Below are 17,562 nucleotides of genomic sequence, written 5' to 3' on the forward strand. Positions count from 1 at the left end.
ATCTCCTTTGCTAGCGGTGCAACTCGACCGGCTCCGATACCGGCTGGCCCTGCCCTGCCCGCGGCTTGCACCACAGCAGGTAGGAGGCCACCAGGAACACCACCCAGACCACCCCGACCAGCAAGGCCGGCTGGCTGTCCGGGAAGTAGCCGAGCACGCCAAAGATGAACACCATGAACGCAATGGCCATGGCCGGGCCGTATGGCCAGAACGGAACCGGGAACTTGAGCTGGGCAACCTCTTCACGGCTCATGCTGCGGCGCATGGCCACCTGGGTGACCAGGATCATCAGCCACACCCAAACGGTGGCGAAGGTGGCGATGGAGGCAATCAGCAGGAACACGTTTTCCGGGATCAGGTAGTTCAGCAGCACACCGACCAGCAGTGCGGCGCCCATCACCACCACGGTCATCCACGGCACGCCATGCTTCGACAGCTTGCTGAAGCTGCGCGGGGCGTGACCTTGCTGGGCCAGGCCGTACATCATGCGGCCGGCGCCGAAGATGTCGCTGTTGATGGCGGAGATCGCGGCGGAAATCACCACCACGTTCAGCACTGCGGCGGCAGAGCCAATGCCCAGGTTGCTGAATATCTGCACGAACGGGCTGCCCTCGCTACCGATCTGCGGCCATGGGTACAGGCACATCAGTACAAACAGGGTAAGCACATAGAACAGCAGGATGCGCAGGGGCACGGCGTTGATCGCCTTGGGGATGACCCGCTGCGGGTCCTTGGCTTCACCGGCGGTGACGCCGATGATCTCGATACCGCCGAAGGCGAACATCACCACGGCAAAGGACGCGATCAGGCCGCCTACGCCATTGGGCATGAAGCCGCCATGCTCGAACAGATTGCTGGCGCCCACCGCCTGCCCGGTACCTACCTGGCGGAAGCCGAAGGCCATGATGCCGAGGCCGGCCAGGATCATCGCCACGATGGCGCCGACCTTGAGCAGCGACAGCCAGAACTCCATCTCGCCGAACACCTTGACGTTGCACAGGTTGAGGCCGCCGATCAGGAACACGATGCCCAGCACCCAGATCCAGCGGGCCACTTCCGGGAACCAGAAGCCCATGTAGATACCGAAGGCGGTGACGTCGGCAATGGCGACGATGACCATCTCGAAGGCGTAGGTCCAGCCGAGGATGAAGCCGGCCATGGGCCCCAGGTAGGTGCTGGCGTAGTGGCCGAAGGACCCGGCAACCGGGTTGTGCACGGCCATTTCACCGAGCGCGCGCATGACCATGAACACGGCGGCGCCGCCGATCAGGTAGGCCAGCAGAACAGCCGGGCCGGCCATCTGGATGGCCGAGGCGGAACCGTAGAAAAGCCCGGTACCGATAGCGGAACCGAGCGCCATGAAACGGATGTGCCGGGCACTTAGCCCGCGCTTGAGACCTTCAGCTTGTTGCATGTCACGTCCTTAAATTGTTTTTGTGGTCGTGAGATCGATAGGGGCTGCCTTGCAGCCCAATCGCCGGCAAGCCAGCTCCCACAGAGACAGGGTTTGCGCCGTCAATGTGGGAGCTGGCTTGCCGGCGATGGGCCGCACAGCGGCCCCGGGAGCATTACAGGCTTGGCAGTACACCCGCCGGCAGCAAGCCGGTCAGGCTACCCTTGGCCAACAGTTCCACAGCCTTTTCGATGTCTGGTGCGAAGAAGCGGTCACGGTCGTAGTGCGGCACTTCGCTGCGCAGCGCCTGGCGCGCCTGCTCCAGCTTGGCCGAGGTCTTCAGGCCTTTGCGCAGGTCAAGGCCCTGGCAGGCGCCCAGCCATTCGATGGCCAGCACGCCGCGGGTGTTCTCGGCCATTTCCCACAAGCGCTTGCCGGCAGCCGGGGCCATCGAGACGTGGTCTTCCTGGTTGGCCGAGGTCGGCAGGCTGTCGACGCTGTGCGGGTGCGACAGGGCCTTGTTTTCGCTGGCCAGGGCGGCTGCGGTGACCTGGGCGATCATGAAGCCGGAGTTGACCCCACCGTTTTCCACCAGGAACGGCGGCAGCTGGGACATGTGCTTGTCCATCATCAACGAGATGCGGCGCTCGCTGAGCGAGCCGATTTCGGCAATGGCCAGGGCGAGGTTGTCGGCGGCCATGGCCACGGGCTCGGCGTGGAAGTTACCGCCGGAAATCACGTCTCCTTCGGCCGCGAATACCAGCGGGTTGTCCGACACGGCGTTGGCTTCGATACCCAGCACCTCGGCAGCCTGGCGCAACTGGGTCAGGCAGGCGCCCATGACCTGTGGCTGGCAGCGCAGCGAGTACGGGTCCTGGACCTTGTCGCAGTTCTTGTGCGACAGCGACACTTCGCTGGAATCGCCCAGCAGGTCGCGGAAGCAGGCAGCCGTGTCGATCTGGCCGCGCTGGCCACGCACCGCATGCACCCGTGCATCGAACGGCGAACGCGAACCCAGCGCCGCTTCCACGGTCAGGCCGCCACAGGCGATGGCAGCGGCGTAAAGGTCTTCGGCATGGAACAGGCCACGCAAGGCATACGCGGTAGAAGCCTGGGTACCGTTGAGCAGGGCGAGGCCTTCTTTGGCGGCCAGGGTCAGCGGCTCCAGGCCGGCGACTGCCAGCGCTTCAGTGGCCGGCAGCCACTGGCCCTTGTAACGCGCCTTGCCTTCACCCAGCAGCACCAGCGACATATGCGCCAGCGGTGCCAGGTCACCGGATGCCCCCACCGACCCCTTGAGCGGGATGTGTGGGTAGACCTCGGCATTGATCAGGGCGATCAGCGCATCGATTACCTTGCGACGAATGCCGGAGAAGCCACGGCTTAGGCTGTTGACCTTGAGCACCATGATCAGCCGCACCAGGCTGTCGTCCAGCGGTGCTCCGATGCCGGCAGCGTGCGACAGCACCAGCGAGCGCTGCAGGTTTTCCAGGTCGTGACTGGCGATGCGGGTCGAGGCCAGCAGGCCGAAACCGGTGTTGATGCCGTAGGCCGTGCGGTCTTCGGCGAGAATCTGTTCAACGCAGGCGACGCTGTCGTTGATCGGCTGGTCGGCGCTGGCATCCAGTTGCAGGCGCACGGGCGCGGCATGGATTGCGCGCAGCTGGGCCAAGGTCATGGTGCCGGGCTTGAGGTTCAATTCGGTCACTTCGCTACTCCAATCGCGTGGAACCGCAGGCCCATCTGTGGGTGCCTGCGCGCTCCTTCTTGTTGTTCAGTATCACCCCTTGCGGGGTGCGATCCAAAGCGCGGCTATCAGCCGGTGATCATCGGCAGGTCCAGGCCCTGCTCCTTGGCGCAGTCGATGGCGATGTCGTAACCGGCATCGGCGTGGCGCATTACGCCAGTGCCCGGGTCGTTGGTCAGCACGCGGGCGATACGCTCGGCGGCCTCATCGGTACCGTCGCAGACGATGACCATGCCCGAGTGCTGGGAGAAGCCCATGCCCACGCCACCGCCGTGGTGCAACGAAACCCAGGTGGCGCCGCCAGCAGTGTTGAGCAGGGCGTTGAGCAGCGGCCAGTCGGAAACCGCATCGGAGCCGTCGCGCATGGCTTCGGTTTCGCGGTTGGGGCTGGACACCGAACCAGAGTCCAGGTGGTCGCGACCGATCACTACCGGCGCCGACAGTTCGCCGCTGCGCACCATTTCGTTGAACGCCAGGCCCAGCTTGGCGCGCAGGCCCAGGCCAACCCAGCAGATACGCGCCGGCAGGCCCTGGAAGCTGATGCGCTCGCGGGCCATGTCCAGCCAGCGGTGCAGGTGGGCGTCGTCGGGGATCAGCTCCTTGACCTTGGCGTCGGTCTTGTAGATGTCCTCGGCTTCACCCGACAGCGCCGCCCAGCGGAACGGGCCGATGCCACGGCAGAACAGCGGGCGGATATAGGCGGGCACGAAACCCGGGAAGTCGAAGGCATTGGCCACGCCTTCTTCCTTGGCCATCTGGCGGATGTTGTTGCCGTAGTCGAAGGTCGGGATGCCTTGCTTCTGGAAGTCCAGCATGGCCTGTACGTGCACCGCCATCGACTGCTTGGCGGCCTTCACCACTGCTGCAGGCTCGGTCTGTGCGCGGTCGCGGTACTGTTCCCAGGTCCAGCCGGCGGGCAGGTAGCCGTTCAGCGGATCGTGGGCGCTGGTCTGGTCGGTGACCATGTCCGGGCGCACGCCACGCTTGACCAGCTCTGGCAGGATTTCGGCGGCGTTACCGTGCAGGGCGATGGAGATGGCCTTGCCTTCGGCGGTGTATTTGCCGATGCGCGCCAGGGCGTCGTCAAGGTCGGTAGCCTGCTCGTCGACATAGCGGGTTTCCAGGCGGAAGTCGATGCGGCTCTGCTGGCACTCGATGTTCAGCGAGCAGGCGCCAGCCAGGGTGGCGGCCAGTGGCTGGGCGCCACCCATGCCGCCAAGGCCGGCGGTGAGCACCCACTTGCCTTTCAGGCTGCCACCGTAGTGCTGGCGGCCGGCTTCGACGAAGGTTTCATAGGTACCCTGGACGATGCCCTGGCTGCCGATGTAGATCCAGCTGCCGGCGGTCATCTGGCCGTACATGGCCAGGCCCTTGGCGTCCAGTTCGTTGAAGTGTTCCCAGTTGGCCCAGTGCGGCACCAGGTTGGAGTTGGCGATCAGTACGCGCGGGGCGTTGCTGTGGGTCTTGAACACGCCGACCGGCTTGCCGGATTGCACCAGCAGGGTTTCGTCGTCTTCCAGGCGGGTCAGGGTTTCGACGATCTTGTCGTAGCACGCCCAGTTGCGCGCGGCGCGGCCGATACCGCCGTATACCACCAGTTCCTTGGGGTTTTCCGCGACCTGCGGGTCGAGGTTGTTCATCAGCATGCGCAGTGGCGCTTCAGTCAGCCAGCTTTTGGCGGTCAGCTTGTTGCCACGTGGGGCACGGATTTCAACGTCACGGTATTTGTTGTTGTCGGTCACGGGAAAGGTCCTCTGCGGTCGTTCGCGGGCAGGTGTGTCGTGGTTGATATACAAACACACCTTTACTTGTATGTACAAGCATGGACAACCAAAATAATCGGACCGGCCCGCTGAATGGTTCGCAAAACAAGGGGCCGCTGCGCGAACCCAATCGCGGCACGCCAGCTCCCACCCGTACGCATTAGCCTTGAAAGCAGCGGCGTACCTGTGGGAGCTGGCTTGCCGGCGATTGGGCTGCGCAGCAGCCCCTTACTGGCTAACCAGATGTCAGCGCGGCATCAGTTCGATCAGGCAGCACCGTCCCTGCACATTCAGCCCCAACAACCCGTCGTTGCTCTCCAGCCGCAGGCAGTCATACAAACCCAACTGCTGCACATCTCCCCCCGCCATAGCCACCTCGACCAGGCCACTGGCTGCAAACAACAGCACCGTCGAAGCCGAGCTATACACCCGGCTGGTACCATCCAGCCACTGCAACCGCGCCGTGTAACGCTGCGGCGCATAGATCAGGTTGAAATCGCGAATCGCCCCACCCAGCAGCTTGCAACTCACCTGGCTTTCACCACCGAAGGCCAAAGCATCGAACGGCAGCAATGGCCGGCTGGCCTCGCCGTCGACCTGCAGGCGCATGCCATCCCCTTGCAACACGGTGATGATCCGCTGATAACCGGCAAACGTGGAGAAGCCGCCCGATTCCTCGATATCGGCAATCGACAGGCGCCAGCCAAAGCCGTCCAGGCCTTCGCCACTGTCGCGGGTGATTTCCTCGGTGAAACCACCACCGTTCTTCCACGGCATGCGCGGGTAATCCTGCGCACGCAACAACTGCAACTGGCTCATTTGCTGAAACGTCCTTCGAGGCGATGACGGGAACCGGGGTGGATCAGCCGGGCAGCCGTCACCGGCTGGCGGCCGGACCAGGTACGCCGGCGAATCAACAGGCAAGGCTCGCCCCGCTCGATCTGCAGCAGGCGGCACTCTTCCGGCTCGGCCAGGATCGCCTCCACCACGTGCTCGCCCTCGGTCAGCGGCGCTACCTGGGACAGATAGGCGTAAGGGGTCTGCCGGGTGAAGTCCTGCTTGAGGTACTCGGGGGCGATGGCCGCGTTGACGTAGCGGTCTTCGATCTGCACCGGCACACCGTTCTCGAAATGCACGATCAACGAGTGGAATACCCGCTGGCCTTCGCGCATGTCCAGCGCCAGGGCCCGCTCGGAGCCGGCCGCTTCCTCGGCAAGGGTGATCACCTGGCAGCTATGCTGATGGCCTCGCGCGGCAATTTCGTCGGCGATGTTGTTGACCTCGAACAGCGCCGAACGGCCCTTGGGCTCGGCCACGAAGGTGCCCACCCCCTGCATGCGCACCAGCAGGCCGTCGGCGGTGAGTTCGCGCAGGGCACGGTTGATGGTCATGCGGCTGAAGCCCAGCTGGTTGACCAGTTCGCTCTCCGAAGGTACCCGGTGATGCGGTGGCCAGCTGCCGTTGTCGATCTGCTGGATGATCATCTGTTTGACCCGGGCGTAGAGCGGCGCCGGGCCCTCGCCCATCTGGGCAACCAGCGCGGAGACAGGAGGTGTCGGCACGGCGTTGGATCCTTGTGCAAATGGAATGAGCGGTAGCTTGCCGCAGTTTACCCGGCAGGCAAACGCCTGTATATGTATATACAAGTTAACAATAACAGGATTTCACCGATGTCCGCCTACTTCGCCGAACGCGCCCTGCTGCCTACGGGCTGGGCCAGCCATGTCCGCATCGAGGTCGCCAGCGATGGCAATGTAGCCAGCATCCAGCCAGGGGCTTCGGCTGAAGGCGCCGAACGCCTGGGCGGCCCGTTGCTGCCGGGCATGCCCAATCTGCATTCGCATGCGTTCCAGCGCGCCATGGCGGGCCTGGCGGAAGTTGCCGGCAACCCCAACGACAGTTTCTGGACCTGGCGCGACCTGATGTACCGCCTGGTCGGGCAGATAAGCCCGCAGCAACTGCAGGTCATCGCTCGCCAGTTGTATATCGAGATGCTCAAGGCCGGTTACACCTCGGTGGCCGAATTCCACTACGTTCACCATGACCAGGCCGGCAAGCCTTACGCCGACCCTGCCGAACTCTCGCTCAGGATCAGCGCGGCTGCAGCCGACAGCGGCATCGGCCTGACCCTGCTGCCGGTGTTGTACAGCCATGCCGGTTTTGGCGGGCAGGCACCGAACGACGGGCAGCGGCGCTTCATCAACGCGACCGACCAGTACTTGCAACTGCAGGCACAACTCGGCCCGCTGCTGGCCGCGCAGCCGGCGCAACAGCTGGGCCTGTGCTTCCATTCGCTACGGGCGGTGACCCCTGCGCAGATCGCCGAGGTGCTGGCCGCCAGCGACAAGCAATGCCCGGTGCATATCCATATCGCCGAGCAGCAGAAAGAAGTCGACGACTGCCTGGCCTGGAGCGGACTGCGCCCGTTGCAGTGGCTGTACGAGCATGTGGACGTAGACCCCCGCTGGTGCCTGGTGCATGCCACCCATGCCCAGCCGGATGAGGTCACCGCGATGGCCCGCAGCGGTGCAGTGGCCGGCCTGTGCCTGACCACCGAAGCCAACCTGGGTGACGGGATATTCCCGGCAGTGGACTTCCTGGCCCAGGGTGGGCGTATGGGTATTGGCTCGGACAGCCATGTGTCGCTGAGCGTGGTCGAGGAGCTGCGCTGGCTGGAATATGGCCAGCGGCTGCGCGACCAGCGGCGCAACCGGCTGTATCGCGGCGACCAGCCGATGGTCGGGCGCACGCTGTATGACGCCGCACTGGCAGGCGGTGCGCAGGCACTGGGGCAGGCGATTGGCGAGCTGGCAGTGGGCAAGCGTGCCGACTGGCTGGTGCTTGATGGGCAGGACCCTTACATCGCCCTGGCAGATGGCGATGCCATTCTCAACCGCTGGCTGTTTGCCGGTGGCGATCGCCAGGTGCGCGATGTGATGGTGAACGGGAAGTGGGTGGTGCGCCAGGGGCGGCATGCGCAGGAAGAGCACAGCGCGCGGGCGTTTGCCGAGGTGTTGCGGCAGCTTTTGGGTTAGGTTTTCTGGGGCTGCTTTGCAGCCCCAGAAAATCAGTGCATTTTTACGATTTGCTGATCGGACGCGCGCCAGATCAGTCGACTGGTGTCATAGCCTTGCTGCCGCGCCTTGGACAACAGGCTCTCGCGCTCCCAAGCCGCCAGCGACGGCGTCCGCGACAAGATCCACAGGTACTTGCGGTCCGGGCTGCCAACGATGGCGGTACGGTAGCGGTCGTCTACATACAGGATCCAGTACTCGCCCCTGGCCACCCCTGGCACCAGCTTGGTGAACCAGTTGTCGAACTCTACCCACAGCTTGTCGGTATGCCCCGGCTCCTGAATGCTGGCATGGCCTTCGGCGCGCAGCCACTCATCACCCATGGTGCGGCAGCGGTTCAGCACACCATAGGAACCGTCGGGCTTGAGGTTGTAGTGCGCCTCGGACTGCTCGCAGTCGGCCTGGTAGCGCATGGGCAGGCGCGCCAGCTCGTACCATTTGCCCTGGTAGCGCTTGAGGTCGACATTGCCGGCGGTTTTCGGCGCCAGCGGGTCGTGCACCGAGCCTGCACAACCGCCCAGCAGCAACGCCAGGCATACCCCCATCAGCAGGTACAAAGGCCTCATTTGAGGCCCTGCCCTGAATACATCAGCACCTTGTCAGCCGCGTACTGCACGCTGATGAAGCTCTTCTCGTCCCCCCAGGTGCAGCTGCTCATACCCAACGCGCCCGAACACTCGGTCGGCGTGCCGAGCAGCTGCTCGACCTCGGCCTTGTTCATACCGGCCTTGATCCTGGAATAGTTTTCCTGGTTGATCTTGCTGCAGGCAGTCAGGACGACGCACAGCGACAACAGGGCGAGGGAACGCAACGACATGAAGGACACTCCTGAAGAAGGGTAACAGGCGAGTGGCCTGCAGTGACCTTCGACGGGAAAATCCCTCCCGGGTTCCCTGACCTACCCTCTTTGCCTCTGCACCATTTGTCGGATGGCCACTACGGCATGACTAATCACAAAGGATTAGCCATGCCAATAAAAATCTATGGTCACCCCATTTTTTTGCAATACTGATTAACGGATGAAATGGATGGCTTGCTTAAATCTATCCGGCGTCAAATTGGGGCAAGCCCCGCGCCACGATGAGAGCCGCGCCTGACGATCCTTAAAAGCCGCTCGGCTTCGAAAGCCGATTTTTATGTCAGGATCCTCGCCAGGCCGGTAGGCCGTTTATTTCATCTATTGCTCAGTCGCAAAACCTGAAAGGTGAATCGTGATACAGCAACAACCACAGGGTCAGGCGTTCAAGGCGCCTGGCCCTGTTTCGTATTGGGTGTGATGAGCAGAAATCGCCCAAGCTATGCGGGCGAATTTATTGGCCAGCGCACAGGCGACCACGTTTGAGTGTCGTCGCGTCATAAGCGCTCGCACCCAGTCCGCCAGAGCCCCCTTCTGCCGCGCCAGGTTCTGCATGTAGACCCTGGCGCATTGCACCAAAAGGCGTCGCAGATTCTTGTCGCCTCGCTTGCTGATCCCTAGCAAGTTAGCTTTGCCGCCAGTGCTGTACTGCCTGGGCACCAAGCCTAGAGAAGCGGCAAAATCGCGACTGCAGCCGTATTGCTGGCCATCGCCCATTTCCACAGCCAGCAGGCTGGCGGTGATCGGCCCGACACAGGGCATGCTCAACAAACGACGCCCTAGATCATCGTCGGCCAGCTGGCCAATCAACTCTTTATCCAGCGCCTTGATCTGCTCGTCCAGATAGACGAAATGGTCGTGCAGACGTTGCAGCAGCACTGTCAGCCGAACAGGCAGCTCGTGCTCCGCTAGAACAGCAGACAAACGTTTCATGACTGCCAGGCCCTGAGGCAAGCCGATGCCAAACTCAAGCAAGAACCCGTGCATCTGATTGACGGACTTGGTGCGATCGCGGATCAGCGACTCGCGTAGGCGATGCAACACAGAAAGAGTCTGCTGGGCTTCGGACTTGGGCGAAACGAAACGCATTGAAGGGCGCGAAGCGGCTTCGCAGATAGCTTGCGCATCGACGAAGTCGTTTTTGTTGCCTTTGACAAAGGGCTTAACGAACTGAGGAGAGATCAGCTTGGCCTGATGTCCCAGAGCGGTCAGCTCACGAGCGACGAAATGTGCGCCGGCGCACGCTTCCATCACCACGGTGCACGCTGGCAGGTTGGCGAAGAACCGCATCATTTGCTGTCGTGAGAGCTTCTTGCGAAACAGCTCCCGGCCGGGCTTATCTTGGCCGTGCAGATGAAATGTGTGTTTGCCGAGGTCGATACCGACCAGTGCCAAATCGCTCATGATGATGGCCTCCAGAATGAAAACACCCTGCGAAAGCGTAGCCCTCGCAGGGTGTCGGGGTGACCATCTCATTAGCCGCCCCTGTGAGGGGCGGCCTTCTCGTGACAAAGTACCGATCGCAATGGCCTGCTTGGCAGGCCCCGGAGGCTTCAGAACCTGGACCCGGGCTCCAGCAGAAAGTCCATCTCTTCGCTGGTGCTCGGCCGCTCCAGCATCAGGTTGCGGTGCGGGAAGCGCCCGAACCGGGCAATCACCCGCTGATGCTGCTCGGCATAGTCGAGGAAGCCTTCGAACAACCGGCGGTTGGCCTCGGGCTGTTCATCCAGCAGTAGCTGGTAGCGCTCGACACACAGGTTCTGCCAGTCGAGCACCTCGGCGTGCTCCAGCACCAGCAGCACGAACACACGCTGAATCGGCAGCAGCTGATAGTCCCAGCCCTTCTGCAGGCCCTGCATGGCCACCACCTGGGCACGCCGGTCGCCCTCGAAGGCGCGCGGCGTGTCGCGGTAGATCATGCGCGGCAGCTGGTCCAGCAGGATCAGCAGGCCAAGCCAGCCCTGCGGGCTCTGTTGCCACTCGTCGAGGCCGCCCGCCAGGGCGTGCTCGACCAGCTCGCCAAACACTGCCTGGGCTTCGGCATCATGATGCTTGCCGAACCACAGCGTGCTCTTCTCGTCAGCCACAGCCTGGGCACTGGTGCCCCAACCGAACCACCACTCCAGCAACGGCTGCCAAGGTGCGAGCATGGTTTACTCCTTGTGATACGCAGTGACGCGCTCGACCTCTTCCTTCGAGCCGAGAATCACCGACACACGCTGGTGCAGGCTTTCTGGCTTGATGTCGAGGATGCGATCGTAACCGTTGGTGGAAGCGCCGCCGGCCTGCTCGATGATGAACGACATCGGGTTGGCTTCGTACATAAGGCGCAGTTTGCCCGGCTTGCTCGGCTCGCGGGCGTCACGTGGGTACATGAACAGGCCGCCACGGGTGAGGATGCGGTGCACATCGGCCACCATCGAAGCGATCCAGCGCATGTTGTAGTTCTTTTTCAGCGGGCCGGTCTCGCCAGCCAGCAGTTCGCCCACGTAGCGTTGTACCGGGGCTTCCCAGTGACGCTGGTTGGACATGTTGATGGCGAACTCGGCGGTGGTTGCCGGTACCTGGATGTTCTCGTGGGTCAGGACGAAGCTGCCCAGTTCGCGGTCCAGGGTGAAGCCCTTGACGCCGTTGCCCAGGGTCAGGATCAGCATGGTCTGCGGGCCGTAGATGGCGTAACCGGCGGCGACCTGCTCGGTGCCTGGCTGCAGGAAGGCTTCTTCGTTGAGGCTTTCGTTCTGGCTCAGGTACTGGTTAGGGCAACGCAGGACAGAGAAGATGGTGCCGACCGAGACGTTGACGTCGATGTTCGACGAACCGTCCAGCGGGTCGAATACCAGCAGGTAGGCGCCTTTCGGGTACTTGCCCGGGATCTGGTAGGCGTTGTCCATTTCTTCGGAGGCCATGCCGGCCAGGTGGCCGCCCCACTCGTTGGCTTCCAGCAGGATATCGTTGGAGATCACGTCCAGTTTCTTCTGGACTTCGCCCTGCACGTTTTCAGTGCCCATGCTGCCCAGCACACCGCCGAGGGCGCCTTTGGACACGTGATGGCTGATTTCCTTGCACGCACGCGCCACCACTTCGATCAGGAAGCGCAGATCGGCAGGGGTATTGTTGCTGCGGGTCTGCTCAATCAGATAGCGACTCAGGGTAACGCGGGACATGTATGGCTCCGAACGGATTGGGGGATGAAAAACCCCCGCAGTTTACAGGGAGAGTTGCAGGCTAGCGAGTGATGAGACTCGCCACGGCTCTCTGACGGCACAATAGGTCGGTAGTTCAGCGTGCGCCAGGCCGGTGGTCTGATTGCTCCCGGCCTGTGCAACCCCTGTAGGAGCGGCCTTGTGTCGCGAAAGGGCCGCACAGGGGCCCCCGGGCTTCAGCCGCTCTGCAACCATTGCCGGGGCCGCTGTGCGGCCCGTTCGCGACACAAGGCCGCTCCTACAAGGAACGCGCAACCTGCAGCATCAGTCCAGTGCTTTCCAGATCTCGCTGGCATACTCGCGAATGGTCCGGTCCGACGAGAACCAGCCCATCCGCGCGGTGTTCAACACCGCCATGCGCCACCACTCCTGCGGTGTGTGCCACAGCTCCTCGACCCGCCGTTGGGCGTCCCAGTAGGCATCGAAGTCGGCACATACCAGGAAGCGATCGTAAGCCACCAGCCCGTCGATCAACCCGGTATAGCGCGACGGGTCGTCTGGCGAGAACACGCCGCTACGAATTGCCTGCAGCACGTCACCCAGCCGGCTGGACGCCGCAATGGCTGCGCTCGCACCGAAATCCCCGGCGCGTCGGCGCGCTTCGACCTGCTGCGCAGTGAGCCCGAAGATAAACATGTTATCGGCGCCGACATGCTCGCACATCTCCACGTTGGCGCCATCCAGGGTACCGATGGTCAGCGCGCCGTTGAGGCCGAACTTCATGTTGCTGGTACCGGAGGCTTCATAACCGGCGGTGGAAATCTGCTCGGAGAGGTCTGCCGCCGGGATGATGCTTTCGGCCAGGCTGACGTTGTAGTTGGGCAGGAACACCACTTTCAGCAGACCACGCACGGTCGGGTCATTGTTCACTACACGGGCGATGTCGTTGGTCAGCTTGATGATCAACTTGGCCTGGTGATAACTGGCGGCGGCCTTGCCGGCGAAGATTTTCACCCGAGGCACCCAGTTGGTGCCCGGATCGTTGCGCATGGCCTGGTACAGCGCCACGGTGTGCAGCAGGTTGAGCAGCTGGCGCTTGTACTCGTGAATGCGCTTGACCTGCACGTCGAACAACGCCTCGGGGTTGACCGTGACGCCGATGCGGTCCTGGATGATGCCGGCCAGGGCTCGCTTGCTGTGCAGCCGCTGGGCGGCGAACTGCTTGCGGAACCCGGCCTTGTCGGCAAATGGCACCAGGCTGGCCAGGCGACCCTCTGGGTCGTCCTTCAGCTCTGGCCCCAGTGCCTCGACCAGCATCTCGGTCAGCTGTGGATTGGACTGGTACAACCAGCGGCGGAAAGTGATGCCGTTGGTCTTGTTGTTGATACGCTGCGGGTAGAGCTTGTGCAACTCGGAGAACACCGTGCTCTTCATCAACTGGCTGTGCAGCGCCGACACACCGTTGACACTGTGCGAGCCGAGGAATGCCAGGTTGCCCATGCGTACCCGACGGCCATTGTCTTCCTCGATCAGCGACACTGCCCGAAGTACATCGAAGTCGTGCAGGCCTTTGGCTCGCAGGCTGTCGATATGGTAGGCGTTGATCAGGTAGATGATCTGCATGTGCCGCGGCAGCATGCGCTCCATCAGTGCCACCGGCCAGGTTTCCAGGGCTTCAGGCAACAGCGTGTGGTTGGTGTAGGCCAAGGTTCCGACGGTCAGCTCCCAGGCTTTGTCCCACGGGATTTCATGCTGGTCGACCAGCAGGCGCATCAACTCGGCCACGGCGATCGACGGGTGCGTGTCGTTGAGCTGGATGGCTGCCGCATCGGGCAGGTTGAGCAGGCTGTCATGCATGTTCAGGTGCCGGCGCAGCAAGTCTTGCAGCGATGCCGAGACAAAAAAGTACTCCTGGCGCAGGCGCAACTCCTGCCCGGCTTCGGTGCTGTCTGCCGGGTACAGCACCCGCGAAATGCTTTCTGCCCGCGCCACTTCGGCCACGGCGCCCAAGTGGTCACCGGCATTGAAGCGCTCCAGGTGCAACTCCTCCAGCGCCCGCGCCCGCCACAGGCGCAGGGTGTTGACGCTGGACCCGCGCCAGCCGACCACTGGAGTGTCATAGGCCACCGCCCGCACCGTCTCGCCCGGCGACCACACCTGACGCTGCTGCCCGTGGGCGTCGGTGAGCGTTTCGACGCTGCCGCCGAAGCTGATCGGGTAGATCACTTCGGCACGCTCGAACTCCCAGGGGTTGCCGAAGTCCAGCCAGTTCTCGGTCTGTTCCTGTTGCCAGCCATCGACAACCGCCTGGCGGAACAGGCCGTGTTCGTAGCGAATACCGTAACCGTGGGCAGCGATGCCCAGGGTCGACATACTCTCCATGAAGCACGCTGCCAAACGACCGAGGCCGCCGTTGCCCAGCGCCGCGTCGGGTTCAAGCAGACGGATGCGCTCAAGGTCCACGTCCAGGCCTTCCAGCGCATCGCGAGCGATGTCCAGCAGGCCCAGGTTGCTCAGGCTGTCATACAGCAGCCGGCCGATGAGAAATTCCAGAGAAAGGTAGTAGACCCGCTTCTGGCTGCGCCGATAGGCCCGGCGGGTGTGGTCCATCCAGTGCTCGACCATGTGATCGCGCGCCGCCAGGGCAATGGCTTCGAACCAGTCATGGTCGAAAGCGTGCTCCGGGTCCTTGCCGACCGCGTAGGTCAGCTTGTTCAGTACAGCAGCACGAAAGTCCGCGACTTCTGCGTCACGTGCTTTAGGTTCCTGGGACATGCGGCATCCTCGGGCAAGTTGACGAAAGCGGAGGGAGATTGTTCAGCCTAGTCGCTTCGACAGGGAGCGTAGGCCTGGGTTCGTGGTTTTCATGCGCCTTTGCGCATTCGGTCAAAAGGTTGTTCATAAATTGAACAATTCCGGTATGATCGCGCGCCCCAAGACAGCCCTCTATTAAAATGAAAACGACCCTGATTGCCGCCGCCGAAGTCGACCGCCTTGAGACTTGGCAGCGCTATGCCAGCCACATGTGTGGCGGCTGCCATTCAACCTGCTGCACCCTGCCGGTGGAGGTGAAGATCAAGGATCTGATCCGCATTGGTGTGGTCGACGAGTTCGAGAAAGACGAGCCGCCGAAGAATGTGGCAAAACGCCTGCAGAAGGAAGGCATCATCGAACGCTTCAACCAGAAGTCGGGCATCTTCACCCTGACCCGGATGAGCAACGATGACTGCATGTACCTGGATCGTAAAAGCCGGCTGTGCACCATTTATGACAAGCGCCCGGATACCTGCCGCAACCATCCCAAGGTCGGGCCGCGGCCGGGGTATTGTGCCTACAAGCCAAAGGTGGTTGGGCGCTGATCGTCAGCCTGATCTGGCCGCTTCGCCGGTGAACCCGAACAGCCCCCTGGAGTGTTCAGAGCCTATGCAATACCTGTGGGAGCGGGTTCACCCGCGAAGAGGCCAGCACCGACAGCACAAATCCTGCTGGTATACAAAAATGCCCCCGGCCAATCGACCGGGGGCGTCGTGTTTCTGCTTGAAACAATCCTGAGCTCAACCAGCCTGAAAAAGCTTGCCCCGATGACGTACAGCTACGATCAAAGCTGCGACAGCGAGCCCGAATGACATCAGACCTATTAATGCCACCTTGAACATTATCGATTGATTGTTCCAAGCGACGACTTGCTGATGAAATCGATCATCGAAAAGGACACGGCCATCCAAGGTGACCAGTTCACGCACTTGGCTACCGTCGTCCAGGCGCTCCACCGTCAAGAATACCTTCTTGTTTATCCGCAGCCCTGACTCCTTGTACAACGCCGGATACGTGTAGGTCCGTTTACCATACCGTACTCCATCCAGCGTGTATGCAACTGCAAAATACATGATCGAACGATTATGCTCCCAAGTATCCGGGTAGCCCGATACACGCCCTTCAACAAACGTCAATCTGGAGAAATCAGGAGCTTTGTATACTTTTAAGTCACTGCAATACAGCGCTGCAAATGGCAGCACCGTAAACATCATAATTAAAAGTAATTGAATCTGCTTCAACGGAGTGGAGGCTCTGTATATCTTGACAAACTCGGACGTTGAATACACAAACCCCTCCTTATGCCTCGCCGAAACAATGCAGCACTGCTGCGCTTCAGTGATACCTGTCAACACCCCAATTACTACCGCCAGGCTCGATAATTTGTATAGGGCCAATATCAATATTCCACTCTGGGAACTCTATAGGGCCGACGCCAATACCCCAACCGGAGACAGGCAGCGGAATGACCTGACTCCCTCCACTGTCGCCCTCTATGTATCCACCACCACTTCCCGAGTCTACTCCATACATGTAAATTGAATTACTGCCAAGCGAAACGTCATGAGTGTCAGGATTCCACTGACTCACCGCAATGCCACCTGAGTAGCTCGCAATTATTTGATCAAGAGAAGCAAGTGTCAAGTCCGGTGCAACCCAGTAGTCTGGAAACACTGCTTTTGTATCTGCAACAAAATATTTTTCCAAAACAGGGATAATTGCAGAATGATACAATTTCTTCGCCACATCAGAGTTAAAAACCCCCCACGCATTAGCACCCACACCTACAGCTGTAAATACCAGCGCAGTTGGGCCGGCACCCGCCAGTAAGGTAATCCCTCCGACAATCCCAGCAATATTTCCAATCAGACTTAAGACATCACCCTCTTCAAATTTCTGGTTCGTCTGGTACTCCGCTGTAATCTTTAGAAGCACTGTAGTTGCCGCCAGCGTATTCGTCTTTATGTTCAGAAAAGGTGTAAATCCCGCCGTCAGCTTTACAATTTGCGTGACGCCTGCCACCGCCGCACCTGTTTGGGCACTCTGATTGACCAACGCATAACCAGACTTGTCGCTATTGTACTGATCCAATATGGAGGTCGAACCCGCCCCCACCGCGACGGGTGCTTCGACATAGCCCAGGATTATTTCGACTGTTCTAGCCATCTGCTATCACTCCTTTATCATCGTCTTGAAGGCGATACTCATACGCAGACGGTTACAGCTTGCTGCGGGCGCCCGTGCGGCGTGCGGTACCTCGCCATTGAAGACGACGACCCTTCTTGGCTTGGGCTGTACCGACATAATGATGGTCTCCTTACCAGCGTCGTAGAACATTAACTCGCCTCCCCAGCAAGTGGCCCAATGTTCACTACAGAACAGCATGACAGTTCGTCCCGGCGCCTCTGCGGTATTATCCCGATGTATAGGTCCATCCTGACTGGCGGTTTGTCCGTTCGCGTAGACACCCAGCAATACTGCTGATGGCATATGAACGGCTTTGATTCGCGCCCATATATCCGCCAAGAAACCCCAGTCCGAGCGCTCACGCAGTTCCTGCTCGCAATCTTCCATCTTGTCTCTGCGAGAGCCTGCTATGAAACTGTGCCAGCAAGGGCGCTCAAGCGGCGAATAAGGATAAGGCCAGCCATATCGCCACACCGAATCAGTAAGGAGCTGCAAAATTTGCGTATGCTCGTCATCGGTAAAACCGTCATCAATAATGCAAATATCTTTACCGACAATCACTTCAGACATATTCAGCCTCCCACT

16 protein-coding genes are annotated in these 17,562 nt (G+C 61.2%); 2 read left to right on the forward strand and 14 right to left on the reverse strand.

Features of this window, described 5'->3' with window-relative positions; translation table 11 throughout:
• Positions 1 to 10: 10 nt before the first annotated feature.
• From AC5O5R_RS25270 to hutC, 5 genes are all read right to left on the reverse strand, one after another.
• Positions 11 to 1,414 carry an amino acid permease gene (locus tag AC5O5R_RS25270; protein ID WP_172232385.1) on the reverse strand — a complete coding sequence of 468 codons (1,404 nt, stop codon included), beginning with the start codon at positions 1,412 to 1,414 and terminating at the stop codon, positions 11 to 13.
• Positions 1,415 to 1,568: 154 nt separating this feature from the next.
• On the reverse strand, positions 1,569 to 3,101 hold the full coding sequence (hutH, locus tag AC5O5R_RS25275; protein ID WP_172232388.1) for a histidine ammonia-lyase: 1,533 nt from the start codon (positions 3,099 to 3,101) through the stop codon (positions 1,569 to 1,571).
• A gap of 107 nt (positions 3,102 to 3,208) precedes the next feature.
• Positions 3,209 to 4,882: a urocanate hydratase gene (gene hutU, locus AC5O5R_RS25280; protein WP_172285445.1), complete on the reverse strand. Its 1,674-nt coding sequence runs from the start codon at positions 4,880 to 4,882 to the stop codon at positions 3,209 to 3,211.
• A gap of 267 nt (positions 4,883 to 5,149) precedes the next feature.
• Positions 5,150 to 5,722 (reverse strand): HutD/Ves family protein, encoded by a 573-nt coding sequence (locus AC5O5R_RS25285; RefSeq protein WP_172231299.1) that lies wholly within the window; start codon positions 5,720 to 5,722, stop codon positions 5,150 to 5,152.
• Positions 5,719 to 6,429 (reverse strand): histidine utilization transcriptional repressor HutC, encoded by a 711-nt coding sequence (hutC, locus tag AC5O5R_RS25290; RefSeq protein ID WP_172231302.1) that lies wholly within the window; start codon positions 6,427 to 6,429, stop codon positions 5,719 to 5,721. The genes AC5O5R_RS25285 and hutC overlap by 4 nt, the downstream gene beginning before the upstream one ends.
• Before the next feature lie 144 nt (positions 6,430 to 6,573).
• Between hutC and AC5O5R_RS25295 the strand changes: the two genes are divergently transcribed.
• Positions 6,574 to 7,938, forward strand: coding sequence for a formimidoylglutamate deiminase (locus AC5O5R_RS25295; protein WP_172231296.1), 1,365 nt, complete (start codon positions 6,574 to 6,576; stop codon positions 7,936 to 7,938).
• A 32-nt stretch (positions 7,939 to 7,970) separates the two neighbouring features.
• On the opposite strand, the gene AC5O5R_RS25300 is transcribed toward AC5O5R_RS25295, so the two are convergent.
• The 6 genes from AC5O5R_RS25300 to AC5O5R_RS25325 all read right to left on the reverse strand — a co-directional run bounded on the left by AC5O5R_RS25300 (position 7,971) and on the right by AC5O5R_RS25325 (position 14,751).
• Positions 7,971 to 8,543, reverse strand: a complete 573-nt coding sequence (locus AC5O5R_RS25300; RefSeq protein ID WP_172231293.1) for a lipocalin family protein — start codon at positions 8,541 to 8,543, stop codon at positions 7,971 to 7,973.
• Positions 8,540 to 8,794, reverse strand: coding sequence for an outer membrane protein assembly factor BamE domain-containing protein (bamE, locus tag AC5O5R_RS25305; RefSeq protein WP_043200628.1), 255 nt, complete (start codon positions 8,792 to 8,794; stop codon positions 8,540 to 8,542). The genes AC5O5R_RS25300 and bamE overlap by 4 nt, the downstream gene beginning before the upstream one ends.
• Positions 8,795 to 9,211: 417 nt before the next feature.
• On the reverse strand, positions 9,212 to 10,237 hold the full coding sequence (locus AC5O5R_RS25310; RefSeq protein ID WP_494514816.1) for an IS110 family RNA-guided transposase: 1,026 nt from the start codon (positions 10,235 to 10,237) through the stop codon (positions 9,212 to 9,214).
• 149 nt (positions 10,238 to 10,386) lie between these two features.
• The gene (locus tag AC5O5R_RS25315; protein ID WP_172287480.1) at positions 10,387 to 10,983 is read right to left on the reverse strand and encodes a DUF924 family protein; all 597 of its coding nucleotides are present in this window, start codon (positions 10,981 to 10,983) and stop codon (positions 10,387 to 10,389) included.
• A gap of 3 nt (positions 10,984 to 10,986) precedes the next feature.
• Positions 10,987 to 11,997, reverse strand: a complete 1,011-nt coding sequence (locus AC5O5R_RS25320) for a class 1 fructose-bisphosphatase (RefSeq protein WP_012274595.1) — start codon at positions 11,995 to 11,997, stop codon at positions 10,987 to 10,989.
• 303 nt (positions 11,998 to 12,300) lie between these two features.
• Positions 12,301 to 14,751: a glycogen/starch/alpha-glucan phosphorylase gene (locus tag AC5O5R_RS25325; RefSeq protein WP_172227176.1), complete on the reverse strand. Its 2,451-nt coding sequence runs from the start codon at positions 14,749 to 14,751 to the stop codon at positions 12,301 to 12,303.
• Between the two features lie 179 nt (positions 14,752 to 14,930).
• On the opposite strand from AC5O5R_RS25325, the gene AC5O5R_RS25330 reads away from it, so the two are divergent.
• Complete coding sequence (locus tag AC5O5R_RS25330; protein ID WP_016712459.1) at positions 14,931 to 15,335, forward strand: YkgJ family cysteine cluster protein; 405 nt, start codon at positions 14,931 to 14,933, stop codon at positions 15,333 to 15,335.
• Between the two features lie 195 nt (positions 15,336 to 15,530).
• Here the strand turns inward: AC5O5R_RS25330 and AC5O5R_RS25335 are convergent, their stop codons facing one another.
• From AC5O5R_RS25335 to AC5O5R_RS25345, 3 genes are all read right to left on the reverse strand, one after another.
• The gene (locus AC5O5R_RS25335; RefSeq protein ID WP_172227178.1) at positions 15,531 to 16,031 is read right to left on the reverse strand and encodes a hypothetical protein; all 501 of its coding nucleotides are present in this window, start codon (positions 16,029 to 16,031) and stop codon (positions 15,531 to 15,533) included.
• Between the two features lie 94 nt (positions 16,032 to 16,125).
• The gene (locus tag AC5O5R_RS25340; RefSeq protein ID WP_172227180.1) at positions 16,126 to 16,956 is read right to left on the reverse strand and encodes a hypothetical protein; all 831 of its coding nucleotides are present in this window, start codon (positions 16,954 to 16,956) and stop codon (positions 16,126 to 16,128) included.
• Between the two features lie 6 nt (positions 16,957 to 16,962).
• Complete coding sequence (locus AC5O5R_RS25345; protein ID WP_172227182.1) at positions 16,963 to 17,547, reverse strand: 2OG-Fe(II) oxygenase; 585 nt, start codon at positions 17,545 to 17,547, stop codon at positions 16,963 to 16,965.
• Between the last annotated feature and the right edge of the window lie 15 nt (positions 17,548 to 17,562).

This window comes from Pseudomonas sp. 8_5_2 (genome assembly GCF_059295255.1).